At 67.9% G+C, this 20,700-nt stretch carries 14 protein-coding genes and 2 pseudogenes; 8 read left to right on the forward strand and 8 right to left on the reverse strand.

The features are described 5' to 3' along the window. Positions 1-59: 59 nt before the first annotated feature. Positions 60-1,034: pseudogene (locus POF73_RS00820) on the reverse strand (hypothetical protein); the annotation flags it as partial. 381 nt (positions 1,035-1,415) lie between these two features. Here POF73_RS00820 and POF73_RS00825 point away from each other — a divergent pair. Together POF73_RS00825 and POF73_RS00830 are read left to right on the forward strand one after the other, a co-directional pair. Further along, positions 1,416-6,152, forward strand: coding sequence for an RHS repeat-associated core domain-containing protein (locus POF73_RS00825; RefSeq protein WP_272112386.1), 4,737 nt, complete (start codon positions 1,416-1,418; stop codon positions 6,150-6,152). A 55-nt stretch (positions 6,153-6,207) separates the two neighbouring features. Further along, the gene (locus POF73_RS00830) at positions 6,208-6,657 is read left to right on the forward strand and encodes a hypothetical protein (protein ID WP_272112387.1); all 450 of its coding nucleotides are present in this window, start codon (positions 6,208-6,210) and stop codon (positions 6,655-6,657) included. A gap of 8 nt (positions 6,658-6,665) precedes the next feature. Here POF73_RS00830 and POF73_RS00835 read toward each other — a convergent pair whose 3' ends face one another. From POF73_RS00835 to tnpA, 3 genes are all read right to left on the reverse strand, one after another. Further along, complete coding sequence (locus tag POF73_RS00835) at positions 6,666-6,899, reverse strand: DUF397 domain-containing protein (RefSeq protein WP_272112388.1); 234 nt, start codon at positions 6,897-6,899, stop codon at positions 6,666-6,668. Next, positions 6,892-7,689 (reverse strand): helix-turn-helix domain-containing protein, encoded by a 798-nt coding sequence (locus POF73_RS00840; protein WP_272112389.1) that lies wholly within the window; start codon positions 7,687-7,689, stop codon positions 6,892-6,894. Before POF73_RS00840 ends, POF73_RS00835 begins: the two co-directional genes overlap by 8 nt. 369 nt (positions 7,690-8,058) lie before the next feature. Next, positions 8,059-8,475 carry an IS200/IS605 family transposase gene (tnpA, locus tag POF73_RS00845; protein WP_272112390.1) on the reverse strand — a complete coding sequence of 139 codons (417 nt, stop codon included), beginning with the start codon at positions 8,473-8,475 and terminating at the stop codon, positions 8,059-8,061. A gap of 25 nt (positions 8,476-8,500) precedes the next feature. Between tnpA and POF73_RS00850 the strand changes: the two genes are divergently transcribed. After that, positions 8,501-9,724 (forward strand): RNA-guided endonuclease InsQ/TnpB family protein, encoded by a 1,224-nt coding sequence (locus POF73_RS00850; protein WP_272112391.1) that lies wholly within the window; start codon positions 8,501-8,503, stop codon positions 9,722-9,724. A gap of 166 nt (positions 9,725-9,890) precedes the next feature. Here the strand turns inward: POF73_RS00850 and POF73_RS00855 are convergent, their stop codons facing one another. Continuing rightward, positions 9,891-10,322 carry a nucleotidyltransferase domain-containing protein gene (locus POF73_RS00855; protein WP_272112392.1) on the reverse strand — a complete coding sequence of 144 codons (432 nt, stop codon included), beginning with the start codon at positions 10,320-10,322 and terminating at the stop codon, positions 9,891-9,893. Positions 10,323-10,397: 75 nt separating this feature from the next. Here POF73_RS00855 and POF73_RS00860 point away from each other — a divergent pair, with 75 nt between their 5' ends. From POF73_RS00860 to POF73_RS00870, 3 genes are all read left to right on the forward strand, one after another. Next, positions 10,398-11,276, forward strand: coding sequence for a serine hydrolase (locus POF73_RS00860; RefSeq protein ID WP_272112393.1), 879 nt, complete (start codon positions 10,398-10,400; stop codon positions 11,274-11,276). A gap of 77 nt (positions 11,277-11,353) precedes the next feature. Then, positions 11,354-12,427, forward strand: a complete 1,074-nt coding sequence (locus POF73_RS00865) for an esterase-like activity of phytase family protein (RefSeq protein ID WP_272112394.1) — start codon at positions 11,354-11,356, stop codon at positions 12,425-12,427. Between the two features lie 119 nt (positions 12,428-12,546). Then, entirely contained in the window at positions 12,547-16,278 is a 3,732-nt protein-coding gene (locus tag POF73_RS00870) for an ABC transporter ATP-binding protein (protein ID WP_272112395.1), read from the forward strand. On the opposite strand, the pseudogene POF73_RS00875 reads toward POF73_RS00870, so the two are convergent. From POF73_RS00875 to POF73_RS00885, 3 genes and pseudogenes are all read right to left on the reverse strand, one after another. Then, positions 16,221-17,567: pseudogene (locus POF73_RS00875) on the reverse strand (putative bifunctional diguanylate cyclase/phosphodiesterase); the annotation flags it as partial. The gene POF73_RS00870 and the pseudogene POF73_RS00875 sit on opposite strands and share 58 nt — an antisense overlap. A gap of 209 nt (positions 17,568-17,776) precedes the next feature. Continuing rightward, entirely contained in the window at positions 17,777-18,322 is a 546-nt protein-coding gene (locus tag POF73_RS00880; protein ID WP_272112396.1) for an RNA polymerase sigma factor, read from the reverse strand. Then, positions 18,319-18,522: a hypothetical protein gene (locus POF73_RS00885; protein WP_272112397.1), complete on the reverse strand. Its 204-nt coding sequence runs from the start codon at positions 18,520-18,522 to the stop codon at positions 18,319-18,321. Before POF73_RS00885 ends, POF73_RS00880 begins: the two co-directional genes overlap by 4 nt. Positions 18,523-18,726: 204 nt before the next feature. Between POF73_RS00885 and POF73_RS00890 the strand changes: the two genes are divergently transcribed. Together POF73_RS00890 and POF73_RS00895 are read left to right on the forward strand one after the other, a co-directional pair. Next, positions 18,727-19,122 carry a hypothetical protein gene (locus tag POF73_RS00890; RefSeq protein ID WP_272112398.1) on the forward strand — a complete coding sequence of 132 codons (396 nt, stop codon included), beginning with the start codon at positions 18,727-18,729 and terminating at the stop codon, positions 19,120-19,122. A gap of 128 nt (positions 19,123-19,250) precedes the next feature. Continuing rightward, positions 19,251-20,693: a S28 family serine protease gene (locus tag POF73_RS00895; protein WP_272112399.1), complete on the forward strand. Its 1,443-nt coding sequence runs from the start codon at positions 19,251-19,253 to the stop codon at positions 20,691-20,693. The last annotated feature ends 7 nt before the right edge of the window (positions 20,694-20,700 follow it).

Below are 20,700 nucleotides of genomic sequence, written 5' to 3' on the forward strand. Positions count from 1 at the left end.
CGAGTTGACACGTGGAACGGCCCCGACCTGAAGGTCGGGGCCGTTGTGCCGGTGCCGGGTCAGCTGATGTCCGACGGATCCAGGCGGTAGATCGTCGACGTGCTGCTCTGCGCGGAGGATGTGTCGCTCTGCGAGGAAGAGGCGTCGCTCTGCGCGGAGGATGTGTCGCTCTGCGAGGAAGAGGCGTCGCTCTGCGAGGAAGACGAGGAGCCCGACGTCGAACTCTTGCTGTACTCGCTCTCCTTCACCGCCGTCCCGTTCTTCTGCACCCACTCCGTGACCTCGGTGCTGACGTTGCCGCCGGCGCCAGGGCCGCCGCCCATGCCGCCGCCACCGATCTGGATGTAGTGCAGCTCGCCCTTCTTCACCAGTTCCTTGAGCTTGGCCAGCGTCATCGCCTTGTCGCTGCCGGACCAGCCCCACATGGAGATCACGGGCTCACCGCTGCTGAGGATCAGCTGCGCCGCGCTCTGCGAACTCGACACCGCCAGCAGCCACTTGGCGCCGTCCTGGTGCTTCTTGAGGTACGCGATGAGCTCGCTGCTCGCGCCGCCCATACCGCCGCCGGGGGCGCCGCCCATACCGCCGCCGGGGGCGCCGCCCATGCCGCCGGGCTGGGTGCCGTTGCCGGTGCCCGTGCCGCCGGGGGCCGTACCGCCATCGCCGTTGCCCGTGCCGTTGGGCGGTGTGCCGCCCATCTCGCCGGTGCCGCCGGGGGCCTGGCCGTTCCCGCCGGGGGCTTGGCCGTTGCCGCCGCCCGGCATGGCCTGCCCGCCGCCGTTCTGGCCCTGCTGCCCGCCGGGGAAGCCGCCCTGCTCACCGTTCTGCCCGCCCTGCTGCGTGCCGCCCGGCATTTGGCCGCCGAAGCCACCCCGGCCGCCGCCGGGACCGCCGCCGCCGGGACCGCCCCCGCCGGGACCGCCCCCGAAGCCGCTCCCCGTCGAAGGCCCGGCCGTCGGGTTCGTACCGCCGCCCATGCCGCCGCCGCTCGAACCGGACGGCAACGACCAGGCGTACGCCGCCGGACCCGCGAGCCGGGAGTGACCAGCGCGGTGCCCTGTCCGGGGGCGCCGCGGGCGGGACCGGCGGCGGCACGTCGGGGGTCACGGTCGTGTGGGGATGTGGATCGGTGGCTGTCACCAGCGCATCGTGTGCGGCGGGGGTGGGTGCGGGCTGTGCCGTGGCTGGCGGTTTTGCTGTGGATTCTCAAAGGGGTCTGCAAAGAGGTGCTCGGGTTGGGGGGGGCAGTGGTCCGGCCAGGGAGGGCCGACAGGGGAAAGGTTCACGTCAAACCCGTTGGCCACCGCTGACGGTTCTCGTTCGCTGTCGGTGTGATCAGTTACGGTCGGATTCGCACATGCAGTGATCAATAGAGTGCCGTCAGGAGGCGCCGCTCACGGGGAGGTTGACGGGGGATGGGCTACGTTCTGCCCAGTTGGCTGGACGAGATCCTGGACTTCATCGGGATCAACTGGCCGAATGTCGACGAGGACGACTATCGCGAGATGGCGGACGCGATGCGCGAGCTCGCGGACGCTTTCGACGACCACGCGGGTGAGGCCGTCGGTGCGGTGAACCGTCTCCTCTCCTCCAGTGAGGGCTGGGCGGTGGATGCCCTGCAGGAGCACTGGGACAAGGTGAAGTCCTCGCACCTGGAGCAGCTGCCGGAAGTGGCCCGCCTGTTCGCGGACGCGATGGATGTCGTCGCGGACGTGATCTACGGCATGAAGATCAAGGCCGAGGTCGAACTCGGGGCGATGGCCGCCTCGGTCGGCATCTCCATCGGCCTGGCCTTCGTCACCGGCGGCCTGTCGGCGCTGATCGGCGCTGCGGAGATCACGGCGATGCGGGAGGTGGTGCGCCGGCTCATCAAGGAGGCCGCCGACCAGATCGTCGACCAGGTGATGGCGATGGTGACCGAGCCGGTCGCCGCCAAGCTGGAGAAGATGATCGAGGACGTGGTCCTCGACCTGGCCTCCAGCGCCATCTCCCCGGCCCACGGCGCCGGAGGTGGCGGGGGCGGGGGCCATGGCAAGGGCTCCACGGGGATGCAGCTGAACTCCGCCGGCGGTTCGGCGGGCGGCGGCCCCAGCGGTGGCGGTGGTGCGGGCGGCGGCGGTGGTGGCGGTGGTGGCGCGGGCCGGATGCGGATCGACCACGCCGAGTACGACCGGGCCGCGGGCGACCTGGGCCGGATGAGCGAGTCCTCGCTGACCCGTCTGTCGGGCTCGCTGGACCGTGCCCACAACGCCAACAACCGCACCCGCGGCAAGGACCCCTTCACCCAGGGCATCGATGCCGTGGTGGACGGCGCCACCAAGGGCATGAAGAAGGCCGTCCACCGGATCGTCAAACACACCGGCGAGACCATCCCGAAGAACCTGCGCAACACCTCGGAGAACCACAAGCGCAACGAGAAGGCCAACGAGGATGCCCTGAAGAAGATCATGGGCGAGCGCGATGGCAAGGACGGGCCCAGCTCCCCCGGAGATCGCCTGGGAGGCCCCGGAGGAAAACGCCCGGTAGCCAAGGGGAACAAGTCCGACAGGCTGGCGGATCCCGAGTTGGCCCGACGTGCCCGGGAGAACAGCGACAAGACCAAAGAGGGCGACCCCATCGATATGGCGACTGGAGAAATGCTCCAGTCACAGGTGGATCTGGCCCTGCCCGGTGTCCTGCCACTCATCATCGAGCGAACCCATCTCTCGAATTACCGTGACGGGCGCTTTTTCGGCCCCTCCTGGACCTCGACGCTGGACGAACGTCTTGAGCGTGTCGATGGGACAGGCGAACTGTGGTGGCACGGCGCGGACGGTTCCTCGAAGCGCTACAGCCATGCCCCGGACCTTGTTGGCGAGAGCGTCCTGCCACGTGAGGGGCACCGCATCCCCCTCACATGCGTTCAAGGAACGAGTGGTTGGGACCTGGCCATCATCGATCCTCGGACCGGTTTGACGCGACGATTCCTGCCAACGGACGGAACGACGGCCTCCGAAGACGACACGACCATCTGGTGGCTGGCCGACATTGAAGACCGCAACGGAAACAGCATCTCGTTCCACCGGGACGAGGACGGGACACCGAGCGGCGTCGTGCACAGTGCCGGGTACCACGTAGTCATTGACTCTTCGGACCACCTCGGTCGTGTCTCACGTATCGCGCTGCACGACGGCACGGCTGAGACCGGCGAGACCACAGTGGTGACCTACGGCTACGACGCTGCGGGGAACCTCGCCGAGATCTTCAACTCGTCCGAAGAGCCGATGCGCTTCGGCTACGACAGTGATCACCGCATTACATCGTGGACAGACCGCAACGATTCCACTTTCCGTTACGAGTACGACTCGCTCGGCAGAGTAGTTCGTACCGTTGGGCCCGACGGTTGTCTGTCGTCCACGCTTGTCTACGACGATGAGGGACGACGCACCAGGTACACCGACTCCACCGGTGCAACTCGTACGTTCTTCCTGAACCATCTCGGCCAAGTCATCGCGGAAACTGATCCCCTGGGCAACACCACACACACAGGCTGGGATCGGCACGACAATGTCGTCGCCCGTACCGATGCCCTTGGCCACACCACGCAGTACGAACGCGATGAATGGGGCAATGTCACCGCCATCACGCACCCCGACGGCACCCAGACACTCATCAGCCACGATCCTCGGTTGCACCGCCCGGTGGAGACGGTTCAGCCCGACGGGACAGCCTGGTGTTTCACGTACGACTCGCGTGGCAATCTCACCTCTCAGCAGGGGCCGGACGGAACAACAACGCATCTCGCCTATCACCCCACTGGCGCGCTGGCCTCCATCACCAATCCCCTGGGCGACACCACAACGGCGGAAGCCGACCCGGCCGGCCTCTTCACTACCGTCACGAACGCCCTCGGTGCACAGGTCACCTGCGAGAGAGATGCTTTTGGCCGTCCGGTGGCAATCACTGACGCCGTGGGCGGCACAACTCGTATGGCCTGGACGGTCGAAGGCAGGCTCACTACTCGAATGCTTCCTGACGGGGCATGCGAGACCTGGACTTGGGACGGCGAGGGCAACTGCCTGTCTCACACGACCCCTGAAGGTCATCAGACCCGCTACACCTACGGTCATTTCGATCAGATTGCCACCCGCACCGACCCTGACGGCGCCCACTACTCGTTCACCTATGACACCGAACTTCGCCTCACGCAGGTGGTGGCACCGGGCGGACTGGAGTGGTCGTACGCCTACGATCCGGCAGGCCGTTTGATATCGGAGTCCGACTTCGACGATCGGACCGTCGCCTACCATTACGACGCTGCGAGTCGACTCACCGCACGGACCACCCCGCTCGGCGACTCCATCACCTTCACGCTGGACCCCATGGGCCGTGTCGTGGCCAAGGACGTCTCTGGGGACGTCACGCACTTCAGCTACGACGGACTCGGGCGGATGGTCGCGGCACGCTCCGATGTCTCATCCGTCGAGGTGCGCTACGACGTCCTGGGCCATCCGGTATCAGAAACGGTGGATGGGAGGACCACCGAATTCCGTTACGATGTGCTCGGTCGCCGCTCATTCCGAAAGACGCCGACTGGGGCAGTCAGTACCTTCGCGTACGACCAGGCGGGCAACCGGTCCGAGCTCGCCATAGGCAGCCACCTCATCGCCTTCGCGCATGATCCCCGTGGCCTAGAACTTGCTCGAACCCTCGGTGGAGCGGGCACGCCCAACTCGGTGACTCTCAACTCTTCTTGGGATGACGCGGGCCGTCTGAGGCGACAGACCCTCAACGCGCCTGGGGGCACGGTCCGTGATCGCTCCTACGCCTATAGCGTGGACGGGTTCCCCACTGGGATCACCGATCATTTATCGGGCCAGTCCAAGACGATACGTCTTGATCCTCTCGGCCGCCCGCTCTCCGTATCAGCAGCAGGCTGGCAGGAAACGTATGCCTACGATCAGCACGGTAATCAGACGGAGGCCGACTGGCCGGAACGGGCTGCGGATCCGGACAGCCGCGGTGAACGTACCTACACTGGAACGCGACTCCGTGGTGCAGGCCGTGTCACCTACGAACACGACGCAGCCGGACGGGTCACCTTGCGTCGCAAGACTCGGCTGTCGCGCAAGCCTGATATCTGGCGCTACACCTACGACGCCGAAGATCGGCTGATCTCCTGCACGACCCCGGACGGCACCGTCTGGCGTTACCGCTACGACCCACTCGGTCGCCGCGTAAGCAAACAAAGGCTCTCGGGCGACGGGGGAAGCGTCGTCCAGACCACCCATTTCGTCTGGGACGGTCATCGTCTGGCCGAGCAGACCGACTCGTCCAGCGGGGTCACGCTGACGTGGGACCACGACGGTCATCGCCCGCTGCATCAGTACGAACGTAAGCCACTGGACCAGGGCGAGATCGACTCACGCTTCTTCGCCATAGTCACCGACCTCATCGGTGCACCCACTGAACTCGTTGACGAGAGCGGACAGGTTGCGTGGCACACGCGCAGCACAATATGGGGAACGACCGCATGGAACACTGACGCGACGGCGTACACACCGCTCCGCTACCCCGGACAGTACGCCGATGCCGAGACTGGGCTGTACTACAACCGCTACCGGCACTACGACCCCGAGACCGCTCGCTACACCTCCGCCGACCCCTTGGGCCTGGCACCTGCCCCGAACCCTTGCGCATATGTGAGGAACCCACTCGTGTGGGCAGACCCGTTGGGTCTTTCGCCCTATGCGGGGCCGGGTGGACAGAGGCGCGCATCCCCTGGGCACGTCTTCAGGGGAGGTCAGTACAAGGACCTCAAGGACCCCAATACTGGCCGAAACATCCCCGGAACGGAGATCAACCACGTGCCGCCGGCCTCCGTTGCTCAGCATCGTCTTGGGTATGGAACCGGGCCGGCACTCCAGATGGATTATGAGGACCACCGGGACGTTTATTCAACGGGTTCTTCAAGGGCGGCCAGAGCTTGGCGCACCTGGCAGGATGAACTGATAGCAGGCGGCCGAGTGGATGAAGCCGTACAAATGGATATCGACGATATCCGGAATCGGTTTGGCAACAAGTATGACGGTGCAATCAAGGAAATGATTCAGGGTCTGGGTAACAATCCGGATTACCAAGCACTCAGAACCGTTCCGCGGCAGCTGTATTGAGATATCGAACGCGAGCCTCTAGAGTGCGCACGCAGTAAGAACATGAGGAGTAGCAGTGATCGAGGTCGCACCCCCGGACCGCATGGGTCCTGTCTCCATCGGGATGAGCGTGGATGCTGCAGAAGCGGCGTTGCGTGCCCACGGAGCAGTACGTGTCGGCGAACAGGATGGCTTGCGCCGAGGCGTCGCCTACTATGCCAGCGGCCTGAGTCTCCACGTGCACACGGGAACCGGTGGTTTGGTCAATGCTGTGGAAGCATTCCGACCCATCAACCCAGACGTTCTCAGCCTCAACGGCATCGACCTATTCAGTACACCTGCCCATGAAGTGGAGAGCGTCCTGCGCGGGTTCACGGAGGTCGAGATCGAGGAGCGTGGGTGCATGCTCATCGCTCCAGACCTGCTCCTGTCGCTATGGCGCCCGTATGTGGCTGAATCTTCCGATGATCGCGATGGCTACTATTTCGAATCGGCGCTGGTGGCGAATCCTGGGTATTACGACTGACCCGACCTCTACAGGTAGATCATCCCGAAGGGCCGTGATTCCCTGACGGCAGCGACGAAGGCCGACCACTTGGCGGCGGAGAAAACCAGCGCCGGGCCGTGCGGGTTCTTGGAGTCGCGGACGGGGACGCCGGTGGGGTGGTTGTCGAGGACTTCGAGGCAGCTTCCGGCGTTGTCATCGCTGTGCGACGACTTGCGCCAGCCGCGCAATGTGGCCGCGTTCGGGATGATGCGCTCAGTCATGGTGCCCGTACTCCTTCGCAGTGGCCCTGAGCAGGGCCAGTGAGTCCTTCAGTGGCATCGCGTCGCTCAGTGCGAGAGCGTAGCGATGCTGCAACTTCCGCACGCCGGACGGGGAATCGTGCAGTTTCCCGACGTGCCCACCCTCGCTGTAGGCCAGGGGCGGCTGGTCCTCGAACCACATCAGCGTGAGCATGCTGCTCATCAGCGGATGAAAACCCACTCCGAACGGCAGCACATGCACGCGGATACGTCCAGTCTCCGCGAGACGAACAACGTGCATGAACTGCTCGGCCATGACATCCCCGTCGGCCACAGGGCGCCGCAGCAGTGTCTCGTCCAGCAGTGCCCACACCACGGGCGTCAGGGGATCGTCCAGGATCTTCGCGCGCTCAAGGCGTGTGACAACGCGCCTGTCACACTCCTCTTCACTCACCGGAGGGAACGCCGCGCCCAGAACCGCACGCGCGTACCTTTTCGTCTGGAGGATGCCCGGGAAGTACGCCAGGGCGAACTCGTGAATCTCCACCGTCTGTTGTTCGAGTACGCGCACCCTCTCGAAGTACTCGGCGATCGAGTCCTCGTCGTCCTGTGGCAGAAAGCTGCTCAGCACATTCCCCGTGTTCAGGGCCGTGTCCAGCCGACGCGCGTCCTCCTTGGACGGCACCCGGCGCCCCGCCTCGATATGCGCGATGTGCGAACGCGTCATGACCGCTCGGTCGGCCGGCTGCTGCTGCGTCAGCCCTGCCGCCTCCCGCTGTTCCTTGAGCCAGTCGCCGTAGATGCTGCCCACCAGATCAACTCCCCTGTGACAAATGCTCTGTCACACGCTTCCCTCTGGCGAGGCTAGCCCGATCCGTCTCACTCTGTGAGTTGATCGCTACAGAACGCGAAACCCCCGCGACCGCGCGACTGGTCCGGGGGCGTGGTCATCAACAACCGCTGGGAGCCGACGACATGAGTCACCGTATCGCCCTACTCTTGGCGCCGCGGCTACCGGAATTCATTCGCAGTGCATCGGCCTTCAGGCCGGTGGTGAAGCGAATCTGATGGTGGCGACGCGGAGTGTCGCGGATTCAGGTCCGGCGGAGCCGGACACAGCAGTTCTCTGCCTGCGGCGCGGAGCGTCGCGCGGGCGGGTCCCGATGGAGCCGGGTGGTGCTCACACCGGCCGGTTCTGCTGTTCGATGTACTGCCTGACCACGGAGAGCGGGGCGCCGCCGACGGTTCCGGCGAAGTAGGACCCGGACCAGAGTTTGTTGGCCCGCCAGTAGTGCCGTACCAGCTCGGGGAACTCCTGGCGCAGGCGGCGGGAGGAGACGCCCTTGAGGGAGTTGACCAACTTGGTTACGGCGACCTTGGGCGGAAAGTTCACCAGCAGGTGGACGTGGTTGTCCTCGCCGTTGAACTCCACCAGCTCGCACTCGAAGTCCGTACACACCGACCGCATGATCTCCTCCATGCGCCTCAAGTGGGCATCGGCGAATACCTTGTGTCGGAACTTGGTCACGAAGACCAAGTGGACGTGCATCACGAACGCACAGTGCCGACCAGTTCTGATGTTCTGCATCTCACCCATAACCCAAGTATGTATCGTGATCGTCATGCAGCTCAGGTACGCCTTCAGGTTGTACCCGGACACCAGCCAGCGGACCGCGTTGGCGAAGGCGTTCGGGTGCGCCCGTGTCGTGTTCAACGACGCGGTCCGCGCCCGTGAAGACGCCCGCAAGGCCCAGCAGCCGTTCCCGAAGATCGGCGAGCTGTCCACGCGCCTGATCACCGAGGCCAAGCGGACAGCGGAACGGTCCTGGCTGGGCGAGGTCTCCGCGGTCGTCCTGCAGCAGTCCCTGCGGGACGCCGAGACCGCGTACCGCAACTTCTTCGCCTCCCTCAAGGGCGATCGCAAGGGCCCCAGGGCCGGCCCGCCCCGCTTCAAGTCACGCAAGGACGCCCGGCAGTCGATCCGGTTCACCGCCAACGCGCGCTGGAACATCACCGGCAAAGGGCGCCTGAACCTGCCGAAGATCGGCGCGGTGAAAGTGAAGTGGTCCCGCACGCTGCCCGCCACCCCCTCCTCCGTCACCGTTATCAAGGACGCGGCCGGGCGGTGCTTCGCTTCCTTCGTCATCGACACCGACCCCGCCGCTGACGCGGCCCGGATGCCCGACACCGGCCGCACCATCGGCATCGACCTCGGCCTGACCCACTTCGCGGTCCTGTCCGACGGCACGAAAATCGACTCCCCGCGCTTCCTGCGGCGCGCGGAGAAGAAGCTGAAGAAGGCCCAGCGTGAGCTGTCCCGCAAGCAGAAGGGAAGCAAGAACCGCGAAGAGGCCCGCCTGAAGGTCGCCCGCGCCCACGCCAAGGTCACCGACGCCCGTCATGAGTTCCACCACCAGCTCTCCACGAAGCTGATCTCCGAGAACCAAGGGATCGCCGTGGAGGACCTGTCGGTGGCGGGACTGGCCCGCACGAAGCTGGCCAAGTCCGTGCACGACGCCGGATGGTCATCGTTCATCAGCATGCTCCAGTACAAGGCGGAGCGGTACGGCCGCACTCTGGTGAAGATCGGCCGGTTCGAGCCGACCTCCCAGACCTGCTCCACCTGCGGCGTCAAGGACGGACCGAAACCCCTCAACGTGCGGGAATGGACCTGTACCGCCTGCGGCAGCGTCCACGACCGAGACCACAATGCCGCGATCAACGTGAAGACGGCCGCCGGACTGGCGGCATCAGCCTGCGGAGCGCCGGTAAGACCAGGAACAATCCCGGCACAGCGCGAAGAAACAGGAAGCCACGGATTCCCGACCGAACCCCGTGCCGCGTAGCGGCACAGCAACGATCGAGAAGGCCAGAATCCTCGGGCTTCAGCCCGAGGTGCAAGTCAAGGTTCCTGCTGGCCCGAATGAGCGAGGCGCTGGCCGATGCCTGTCGTATCGCGGTGAGCCGGGGCGGGCGTCTTTCCCGGCCGAAGTGACACGCCCCCACCACCCCTCAGAAGTGCGTCCCGATCCCGAACGCGCGCCGCAGCCGAGACATGTCCCGTCGGTCTCGGACCCTCGGCTCGTACCCCTGATGGAAGTAAACCTGCTGATCGGCGGGCAGACACGGGACCGTCGTCCCGCTGATCGTGCCTGTCACGAAGCAGGATGAGGGGTACTTGAAAGGGCGCGACGGCTCGGGTGACGCCTGCACCGCGGAGCCGTCCTCGGCGAAGACCAGTGGATGCACATCGATCTCTCGTGCGGCCTCCTGCTCCTGGCGATGCATCACGTCCAGGTCTCCATGCTGCATCCGACAGCGGCTTCGCCGTGGGCGGTTCTGCTCCCCGACCAGGGCGTCGTTCCCCCAGCCGCCACCGATCGGGACGGCGGCCCTCACCTCGCGCAGCAAGGCCGGGACGGTCAACACGTCGTCAGCGGTCATCACACCCTGGGTCATCACCCCCAGAGCCCCTCACACGCGTACAACCTTTCACTCCGCCTCACGAGTCAAGAGGGCATGAATCACGGGACACCGAGCGACAAGTCAAGAGGCATTTCCAGACGCGCCAGAGCGCTCGTCGCGGTGGGGGTGGGTGCGGGCGTGCTCGTGCCGTCCGTCGCGGCCGCCACGCCCGCCGCCGCGGCCACACCCACCGTCAGCTGTACGTCGGCCAAGGAGGGTCTCGCCGACAAGCTGAAGAAGGACATCACCGCGGCGCTCGCCAACCGCAAGGGCACGGTCGCGGTCGGCCTGTACGACCGTGCCACGAACACCACCTGCACGCTGCGGCCCGCCACCGCCTTCGACTCCGCCAGCGTCGTCAAGGTCACCGTGCTGGCCACGCTGCTGTGGGACGCGAAGAAGCACGACCGGTATCTCACCGACCGGGAGGTGTCCCTCGCCAAGGCGATGATCACCAAGTCCGACAACGCCGCGACCCGCACGCTCTGGAAGCAGCTCGGCATGACGAAGATCAAGGGCTTCCTCACCGCCGCCGGCATGACCCAGACCAAGCCCGGCGCGGACGGCTACTGGGGTCTGACCCAGATCACCGTCACCGACGAGCAGAAGCTGCTGAAGCTCCTCACGCAGAAGAACTCGGTGCTGAGCGACAACTCCCGCTCCTACATCCTGAAGCTGATGGGCCAGGTCGTCTCCTCGCAGCGCTGGGGCACGCCGTACGGAGCGCCGTCCGGTGTCTCGGTGGCCGTCAAGAACGGCTGGCTGGAGCGGGCCACCAACGGCTGGCGGGTGCACAGCGTCGGCACGTTCAAGGGCGGCGGTCACGACTACATGGTCACGGTGCTCACCCACGGCAACAGCACCATGAACTACGGCATCTCGACCATCCAGGGCGTCGCCAAGGTCATCCATCGGGACCTGGCGGCCGGTTGACCTTCAAGCCGACCGTTGAGTCGACCATTAACGCGGCGGCCTACCTCGCGTCACCCACCCGTCCTACGGTGACCCCCATGCGCCTGAGAACCGTACTCGCGACCGCCACCGCGGGCCTGGCGGCGGCCACTTGTCTCACCGCCGCCGGCCCGGCGAACGCCCATGCCCGCACGCAGAGCGAGCACGCCATCCCGCAGGGCGGCCACGCCGTCTCGGCCGACAGCCATGCCTGTTCGCCCGCCGTCTCCATCGCCCGCTTCTCCGACGCGCTCGACAAGACGACGTACGACGGCACCTTCGTCGGGAACTTCTCCGCGCTCGCCGTGGACCGCGACGGCTCGCTCGCGGCCGTCTCCGACCGTTCGTCCCTCTTCGGTCTGGACGGGAAGACCCTCGCGCCGCGGTCCGTCGTCCCGCTCGCCGACGAGAACGGCGCCGCCCTCGACTCCGAGGGCCTCGTCGTCGACCGGGACGGAACTCGGCTGATCTCGTCCGAGACCGAGCCCTCCGTGCGCCGCTACTCCCGCGACGGAAAGATCCTCGACCGCCTTCCCGTGCCGGACGCCCTCCGCGTCGCCCCGGCGGGCCGCGCCGTCTCCAACGGCACCTTCGAGGGGCTGACCATGCTCCCCGGCGGTCGCACCCTGCTCGCGTCGATGGAGTACGCGCTCAGCGGCGACAGCTCCGGCATCGTCCGCTTCCAGACCTGGAACCGCACCAAGACCAACCACTTCGAGCTCGGCCGCCAGTACGCCTACCGCGCCGACACCGGCCTCGGCGTCCCCGAGGTCCAGGCGACACCCGACGGCCGCCTCCTCGTCCTGGAGCGCGGCTTCACCTCCGGCGTCGGCAACACCGTCCGCCTCTACCTGGCCGACCCGCGCCGCGCGACGGACACCAGCGGCGTCGAGAACCTGACCGGGCAGGACGACGTACGCCTGATCAGGAAGACCCTCCTCGCGGACATCGCCGCCTGCCCGTCCCTGGGCGCCACCGCCAAGCAGCCCCAGCCGAACCCGCTGCTCGACAACATCGAGGGCATGGCGGTCACGGGGTACTCGAAGGGGCGCCTCAAGGTGCTGCTGGTCAGCGACGACAACCAGAACGCCGTGCAGACGACCCGGTTCTACGACCTGCGAGTACGTATCTGAGTGCCCGCGGGTGGTACGTAGCCGAGCGCATCGCCCCCCGGTTTGTTGCGGCGGGATGAAATCGACGCTCGTCGGCGTTGGTGCCTTCCGGCAGATCAGGACGAACGGAGGGCACCCGCGTGGCAGCGCAGCAGGGGGAGACCAAGGGCTGGGCGCACAGGCTGGCCGGTTATGCGTGGCGCTATCCGAAAGACGTGATCCTGGCCCTCGGGTCGTCCCTCGCCGGTATGGCCGTCATGGCGATCGTCCCCCTGATCACCAAGGTGATCATCGACGACGTCATCGGCGACCACACCCGCGGCATGGCCGTGTGGGCGGGCCTGCTCATAGCCGCCGCGCTCGCCGTGTACGTCCTCACCTACATACGCCGCTACTACGGCGGCCGCCTCGCCCTCGACGTCCAGCACGATCTGCGGACCGAGATGTTCGAGACGATCACCCGGCTGGACGGGCGGCGCCAGGACGAGCTGTCCACCGGGCAGGTCGTCGGCCGCGCCACCAGCGACCTCCAGCTGATCCAGGGCCTGCTCTTCATGCTCCCGATGACCATCGGGAACTTCGCCCTCTTCCTGATATCCCTCGTCGTGATGGCCTGGCTGTCCATCCCGCTCACCCTGGTCGCCCTCGCCGTGGGGCCCGCCCTGTGGTGGATCGCCAAGCGCAGCCGGACCAAGCTGCACCCCGCCACCTGGTACGCCCAGGCCCAGGCCGCCGCCGTCGCGGGCGTGGTCGACGGGGCCGTCAGCGGCGTACGCGTGGTGAAGGGGTTCGGGCAGGAGGAGCAGGAGACCGGGAAGCTCAGGGAGGTCGGCCGGCGGCTCTTCGCGGGGCGGCTGCGCACCATCCGGTTCAACTCCAGGTACACCCCGGCGCTGCAGGCCGTCCCTGCCTTCGGGCAGGTCGCGATGCTCGCGCTCGGCGGCTGGCTGGCGGTGCGCGGGCACATCACCCTCGGTACGTTCGTGGCGTTCTCCACCTATCTCGCCCAGCTGGTCGGCCCGGTCCGGATGCTCGCCATGGTCCTCACGGTCGGGCAGCAGGCCCGGGCGGGCACCGAGCGTGTCCTTGAGCTGATCGACACCGAGCCGTCGATGAAGGACGGCACCAAGGCACTGCCCGCCGACGCCCCCGCGACCGTCGAGTTCGACGACGTGTCCTTCGGCTACGACGACGCCACCAGTCCCGTCCTCGACGGGCTCAGCTTCGAGATACGCCCCGGCGAGACCCTCGCCGTCGTCGGCTCCTCCGGCTCCGGAAAGTCCACCGTCTCCCTGCTCCTCCCGCGCTTCTACGACGTCACGCGCGGCGCCGTCCTCGTCGGCGGCCACGATGTGCGCGAGCTGACCTTCGACTCGCTGCGGGCCGCGATCGGGCTGGTGCCCGAGGACTCCTTCCTCTTCTCGGACACGGTCCGCAGCAACATCGCGTACGGCCGTCCCGACGCGACCGAGGAGGAGATCCGCACGGCGGCGCGTGCCGCCCAGGCCGACCGCTTCATCGCCGAGCTGCCCGACGGCTACGACACCAAGGTCGGCGAGCACGGCCTCACCCTCTCCGGCGGCCAGCGTCAGCGCGTCGCACTCGCCCGCGCGATCCTCACCGACCCCCGCCTCCTCGTCCTCGACGACGCGACGTCGGCGGTGGACGCCCGGGTCGAGCACGAGATCCACGAGGCGCTGAAGCAGGTCATGGAGGGCCGGACCACGCTGTTGATCGCCCACCGGCGCTCCACCCTGAACCTCGCCGACCGCATCGCCGTCCTGGACGCCGGCCGCCTCGCCGACATCGGCACCCACGAAGAACTCCAGCAGCGCTCGGCCCTCTACCGCCGCCTCCTCACCGACCCCGACGAGCTCGGCGGCGTCTCGCCCGGCCACGCCCAGCCGGCCTGCCCGCAGGAGGACACCTCCGTACGCGACGAGCTGGAGGCGGAGTTCGACGCCGAGCGCGGGGTGACTCCCCGGCTGTGGACCGGCGACCGCGAACCCAAGGACCTGGCGCTGTCCGAGTCCCCGGCGACGCCCGAGCTCCTCGCCCAGGTCGACGCGCTGCCCCCGGCGACCGACACCCCCGACATCGACGAGGCGCGTGCGGTGCGCCCGGAGGAGTCGTACGGCCTGAAACGGCTGCTCCGAGGCTTCGGGCGCCCTCTCCTCATCAGCCTCGGCCTGGTCGCGGTGGACGCCGGCATGGGTCTGCTGCTGCCCGTCCTGATCCGGCACGGCATCGACTCGGGTGTCACCCAGGCCGCCCTCGGCGCGGTCTGGGCGGCGTCCCTGCTCGGTGTGCTCGTCGTGCTCGGCCAGTGGGCGGCGCAGGTGGGGGAGACGCGGATGACCGGGCGCACCGGCGAACGCGTCCTCTACTCCCTGCGCCTGAAGATCTTCGCCCAGCTCCAGCGGCTCGGACTCGACTACTACGAGCGTGAGCTGACCGGCCGGATCATGACCAGGATGACGACCGACGTCGACGCGCTGTCGACGTTCCTCCAGACGGGCCTGGTCACCGCCTTCGTCTCGGTCGTCACCTTCTTCGGCATCATGGTCGCCCTGCTGGTGCTCGACCTCCAGCTCGCGCTCGTCGTCTTCGCGACGCTGCCGCCGCTGATCGTCGCCACGTACTACTTCCGCCGGGCGAGCGTGAAGGCGTACGAACTCGCCCGGGAGCGGGTGTCGCTGGTGAACGCCGACCTCCAGGAGTCGGTGTCCGGGCTGCGGATCGTGCAGGCCTTCCGGCGCGAGCGGGACGGCGGCGCGCGGTTCGCCGAGCGCAGCGACAGCTACCGCGAGGCCCGTATCCGGGGCCAGTGGCTGATCTCGGTCTACTTCCCCTTCGTGCAGTTCCTGTCGTCGGGGGCCGTGGCGGCGGTGCTGATCGTGGGCGGGGGCCGGATCGACGACGCGACGCTGACGACCGGCGCGCTGGTGGCGTACCTGCTCTACATCGACCTGTTCTTCGCCCCGGTCCAGCAGCTCTCCCAGGTCTTCGACGGCTACCAGCAGGCCACGGTCTCCCTCGGCCGTATCCAGGAGCTGCTCCAGGAGCCGACGTCGACGAAGGCGGCCGACGAACCGCTGGAGGTGCTGTCGCTGCGGGGCGAGGTCGCGTTCGAGGACGTGCACTTCAAGTACGGCGGTGCCGATGAGGCCGAAGCGGCCCTGTCCGGCATCGACCTGCGCATACCCGCAGGTCAGACGGTCGCCTTCGTCGGTGAGACGGGCGCCGGCAAGTCGACCCTGGTCAAGCTGGTGGCGCGCTTCTACGACCCGACCGGCGGCCGGGTCACCGTCGACGGCACGGACCTGCGCTCCCTGGACATCACGTCGTACCGCCACCGGCTCGGCGTCGTTCCGCAGGAGGCCTACCTGTTCCAGGGCACCGTCCGCGACGCCATCGCCTACGGCCGTCCCGAGGCGACGGACGCCGAGGTCGAGGCGGCGGCCCGGGCGGTGGGCGCCCACGAGATGATCGCGACCCTCGACGGCGGCTACCTCCACGAGGTCGCCGAACGCGGCCGCAACCTCTCCGCCGGGCAGCGCCAGCTGATCGCCCTGGCCCGTGCCGAACTGGTCGACCCCGACGTCCTCCTCCTCGACGAGGCGACCGCCGCCCTGGACCTGGCCACGGAGGCCCAGGTCAACCAGGCGACGGACCGCCTCGCCGGCCGCCGCACCACCCTGGTGGTCGCCCACCGCCTGACGACGGCCGCCCGCGCGGACCGAGTGGTCGTCATGGCCCACGGGCGGGTCGCCGAGGACGGCACGCACGAGGAGCTGGTGGCGCGGGGCGGGCGCTATGCGGAGCTGTGGCGCACGTTCGTCGGGGAGCCGGTCGGCGCCGGGCTGGACTGAGGACGCGGCTTCTGCCGGCCACGGGACTCCCGGGCCCGCAGCCAGGCCGTGGCCTCATCGACCGGCATCGCCGGCGCGACCAGCCAGCCCTGCACGGCGTCACAGCCCAGGTCACGCAGCCGCTCCCAGGTCTCGTCGTCCTCGACGCCCTCGGCGACGACGAGCAGGCCGAGCGAGTGGGCGAGATCGATCGTGCACCGCACGATCTCCGCGTCCTCGGAGTCGACGGCCAGCCTGGCCACGAACGAGCGGTCGATCTTCAGCTCGCTCACCGGAAGCCGTCGCAGGGCCGTCAGGGAGGAGTAGCCGGTGCCGAAGTCGTCCAGTGACACTTTCACACCGTGCCCGGTCAGCCCGGCGAGTGTGTCCGTGGCGCGCTGCGAGCCCTCGCGCAGAGCCAGTTCGGTGATCTCCAGCTGGAGCGCCCCGGGCGGGACCCCGTGCCGGGCGAGCCGGGCGGCGACGGAGCCGGCGAAGCCCGGGGTGCGGACATCGCGCGGGGAGACGTTGACCGCCACCGGGACGTGCAGTCCCTGGGAGCGCCATCGGGCGATCTGCGCGATCGCGGTTTCCAGCACGTATTCGGTGAGGCGGGGCATGAGACCGGCCGCCTCGGCGAGTGGGATGAACTCCATCGGCGGCACCTTGCCGCGCTCGGGGTGCACCCAGCGGATCAGGGCCTCCACCCCGGCGACCTGTCCGTCGAAGCGCACCTTCGGCTGGTAGTGCAGTTCGACCTCGTGCGCGGCGAGCGCGCGGAGCAGATCCCCCAGCAGACCCAGCCGGTCCGGCGCATCCGGTTCGCGCTCGTGGATCTCCATGCCGGTACGGTCCCGCTTCGCCCGGTCCAGGGCCACCTCCGCCCGCCGCATCAGTTCCTCCGCGTCACGGGCGCGGGGACTGTCGGGGAAGAGGGCGAGACCGGCGCTGGACTCCAGGGCGATGGAGCAGCCGTCGAGGTCGAGCGGGATGCCGAGCTCGGCGACCAGGCCGCGCGCCATGCGGATGGCGGACGTCCCGGCATCGGCGATCTGCAGGAGGACTGCGAACGCGGCACCGTCGAGCCGCACGGCCTCCGCCCCGGGCGGCAGCACTCGCCGCAGCCGGTCGGCGAACCGGCGCAGCAGCCCGTCACCGGCCGTGTGCCCGAGGGTATGGCTGACCGATCGGAACTCGTCCAGGGCGATCAGCAGCAGGGCGCCCCGAGTGCCTTTGCGGTCGGCGTGCCGCAGCGCGGGCCCGGTGCGCTCCATCAGCCACTGCCGGTTGGGCAGACCCGTGACCGGGTCGAGGTGGTGCGGCCGGGGCCCGCTGCCACGCCGTGCCGCCCCGTCGCGTTCCTCGGTGGCCGCCCTGCGCCTGATCTCCGTGAAGGCGGCGGACCGTCGCCCGGCGTCGTTCCCGGCCAGTACGGCGCGGAGCGCGGCGGCGGAACGGGTCAGACGTTCGCGGATGACCGGGTCGGTCTCCGGCGGGTCCTCCTGCCGGCGAAACCAGTTCACGCCCGCTCCTTTCCGAGGTCGCTGAACGAGTTGAGCGCCTGCCCGTGCATCCCGAACGTGTCCCGCATCTTCGCCTGTGCCCGGGCCAGGTGCTTGGCCACGGTGCTCGGCGCGACGCCGAGCCGCGCCGCGATGTCCTTCTGCGACCAGCCCTCGCACCAGCAGAGCACGGCGATGGTGCGCTGCCGGCCGGGAAGTCCGGCCAGTGCCCGCATGACGCTCCTGTAGTCCTCGTGCTGTTCGACCAGGGTGGCCGGGTCGTGCGGGGCGACGGTGCGTTCGGTCGCCCAGATCCGGGCCAGCTTGGGCAGCCGGCCGTGCAGACGCCGCCCCCGCTTGATCGAGTCACGGGCGATGACGGCGACGAGCCAGCTGCGCGGGTTGTCGATCCGGTCCCAGGCACGCAGCGCCTGGACGAACGCGTCGGCCACCAGTTCCTCCGCCTGGTGGACGTCTCCGGCCACCATGTGGGTCGCCATCACGACCAGGTCGTCGTAGTGCGCCATGAAGAACCTTTCGCACTCCGCAAGCTGATCGGTCACCGACCGGATCCGTCGTGCGGAATGCGCAACTCCCAGGCGGAACCGTCGGGCTGACGTTCCGTCAGTGAACCGCCCCGGGGCAGTGACCGGGCGATCGTGCGGTACAGCCGCTCACGCGAGCGATCCCGTATCCAGTGGACCCCCGCCGCGACGAGGGCCGCGGTGCCGGTGAGTCCCAGAGTCACAAGTAGGTTCAGCACGTTCTTCCTGTCGCAGTCGTCCGGGGCGGAGTGCGTCGTCATCCAGTACGAAGCCCGAGCCGCGCGCTCCAGCGACAAGGCGCGTGAAATGTGATGCGCATCACGTGTTGCTCCTGTGGTGGCCGTGACCGTGCAACCACCCGGCCTACGTCGTGCGTCCGTACATCAGTACGCTCATTGCCGGTGTGCGGGGAGGACAGGACAGTGGACATGGGTGCGATAGGCCGGCGACTGGTGGTCGGTCTGGCGTTGCTGACCGCGTCCGGAGTGCTCGCGGTCGCGGCGCCGACGGAGGCGCAGGCGCAGACCGCTCCCTCGGGCTGCGCGGGGCGCAAGGTCAGGACATACCCGTTCTCCACCGGCACGCTGTACGTGTACAAGAAGCGGGGGCATGTCTGCGCCATCGTGAAGCCCAAGAACTCGGGGCGGGCGCAGTGGATGATGGTCAGCGTGCAGGCGTACCGCGCCAACAGGGTCGAGGACGAGGGCAAGTACACCAGCTGGGCCGGGCCGGTCACCGTGCATGCCGGGCAGCGCTGTGTGTGGGTCAAGGGCAAGGTCGGGTCGGGGTCCGTGAGCAAGGGCTGGATTCTGTGCTGACCGGCTGATGCCGATTGATTTCGGCCACCGACAGGCCACCTCCGCCGGGTTTTCTCCATCTCCTCTGGTGTGTCAGGGAGTTGCTCCGATAGCTTCCGCACGCACATCTGACTCACCGGGGAGGGTGCATGCGCAAGGCGCTCAGATGGCTGCTGACGCTCACCGTGCTGATCGGCACGCTGGGTACGGCGGCGACGGCGGGCACGGCAGGGGCGGCCACCGCCGCCGGGCCGCAGGCCACCGCCGACATAAAGGAACGGCTGCTCTCCATACCGGGGATGAGCCTGATCGAGGAGAAGCCGTACACCGGCTACCGCTTCTTCGTCCTCAACTACACCCAGCCGGTCGACCACCGGAACCCGTCCAAGGGAACGTTCCGGCAGCGGATCACCGTGCTGCACAAGGACGTCAGCCGGCCGACGGTCTTCTACACCAGCGGCTACAACGTCTCCACGACACCGCGCCGCAGCGAGCCGACCCAGATCGTGGACGGCAACCAGATATCGATGGAGTACCGCTTCTTCACGCCGTCCCGGCCCGACCCGGCCGACTGGTCCAAGCTGGACATCTGGCAGGCGGCCAGCGACCAGCACCGCATCTTCAAGGCGCTGAAGAAGGTCTACGACAGGAACTGGGTCTCCACGGGCGGCTCGAAGGGCGGCATGACCGCCACGTACTACGAGCGCTTCTACCCGAAGGACATGGACGGTGTCGTCGCCTACGTCGCCCCCAATGACGTGGTGAACAACGAGGACTCCGCCTACGACCGCTTCTTCGCGAACGTCGGCACCAAGGAGTGCCGCGACCGGCTGAACGCCGTGCAGCGGGAGGCGCTGGTGCGCCGGGAGCCGCTGGAGAAGAAGTACGCCGCGTACGCCGCCGACAACGGCTACACCTTCCGCACGATCGGCAGCCTGGACAAGGCGTACGAGGCGGTCGTCCTGGACTACGTCTGGGGCTTCTGGCAGTACAACCTGCTGGAGAACTGCGGCAAGGACGACCTGATCCCGCCGGACGCGAAGAAGGCCACGGACGACCAGATCTGGACGTCCATCGACACGATCGGCGGCTTCTCCTCGTACGCCGACCAGGGCCTGGAGCAGTACACGCCGTACTACTACCAGGCGGCCACGCAGCTCGGCGCGCCGACGATCCGGTTCCCGCACATCGAGAAGCAGTACATCCGTTACGGCTACCAGCCGCCGCGGAACTTCATCCCGAGCGACATCCCGGCGAAGTTCCAGCCGCGGGCCATGCGCGACGTGGACACCTGGGTGAAGCGCAACGCCCACCAGATGCTCTACGTCTACGGGCAGAACGACCCTTGGGGCGCCGAACCGTTCCGCCTCGGCAAGGGCGCGAAGGACTCGTACGTCCTCACCGCCCCCGGTGCCAACCACGGCGCCAACGTGGCCGGCCTGGTCGCCGACGAGAAGGCCCTCGCCACGGCCCGCATCCTGCAGTGGGCCGGCGTCCCGGCCGCCGCCGTGGACCGGGCGAAGCCGCTGGCGAAGTACGACGTCAAGCTGGACGTACGTGACATGGAGCGGGAGCCAGCGCTGCGTCCGTGACGTGAGC

The organism is Streptomyces sp. HD (assembly GCF_028369295.1).
GTDB lineage: Bacteria > Actinomycetota > Actinomycetes > Streptomycetales > Streptomycetaceae > Streptomyces.

Excerpts from the sequence above, each read along its gene's own strand:
- POF73_RS00825 (WP_272112386.1), top strand. The coding sequence starts at position 1,416 with ATGGGCTACGTTCTGCCCAGTTGGCTGGACGAGATCCTGGACTTCATC.
- POF73_RS00835 (WP_272112388.1), bottom strand. The coding sequence starts at position 6,899 with ATGACTGAGCGCATCATCCCGAACGCGGCCACATTGCGCGGCTGGCGC.
- tnpA (WP_272112390.1), bottom strand. The coding sequence starts at position 8,475 with ATGGGTGAGATGCAGAACATCAGAACTGGTCGGCACTGTGCGTTCGTG.
- POF73_RS00850 (WP_272112391.1), top strand. The coding sequence starts at position 8,501 with ATGCAGCTCAGGTACGCCTTCAGGTTGTACCCGGACACCAGCCAGCGG.
- POF73_RS00855 (WP_272112392.1), bottom strand. The coding sequence starts at position 10,322 with ATGACCGCTGACGACGTGTTGACCGTCCCGGCCTTGCTGCGCGAGGTG.
- POF73_RS00860 (WP_272112393.1), top strand. The coding sequence starts at position 10,398 with ATGAATCACGGGACACCGAGCGACAAGTCAAGAGGCATTTCCAGACGC.
- POF73_RS00865 (WP_272112394.1), top strand. The coding sequence starts at position 11,354 with ATGCGCCTGAGAACCGTACTCGCGACCGCCACCGCGGGCCTGGCGGCG.
- POF73_RS00895 (WP_272112399.1), top strand. The coding sequence starts at position 19,251 with ATGCGCAAGGCGCTCAGATGGCTGCTGACGCTCACCGTGCTGATCGGC.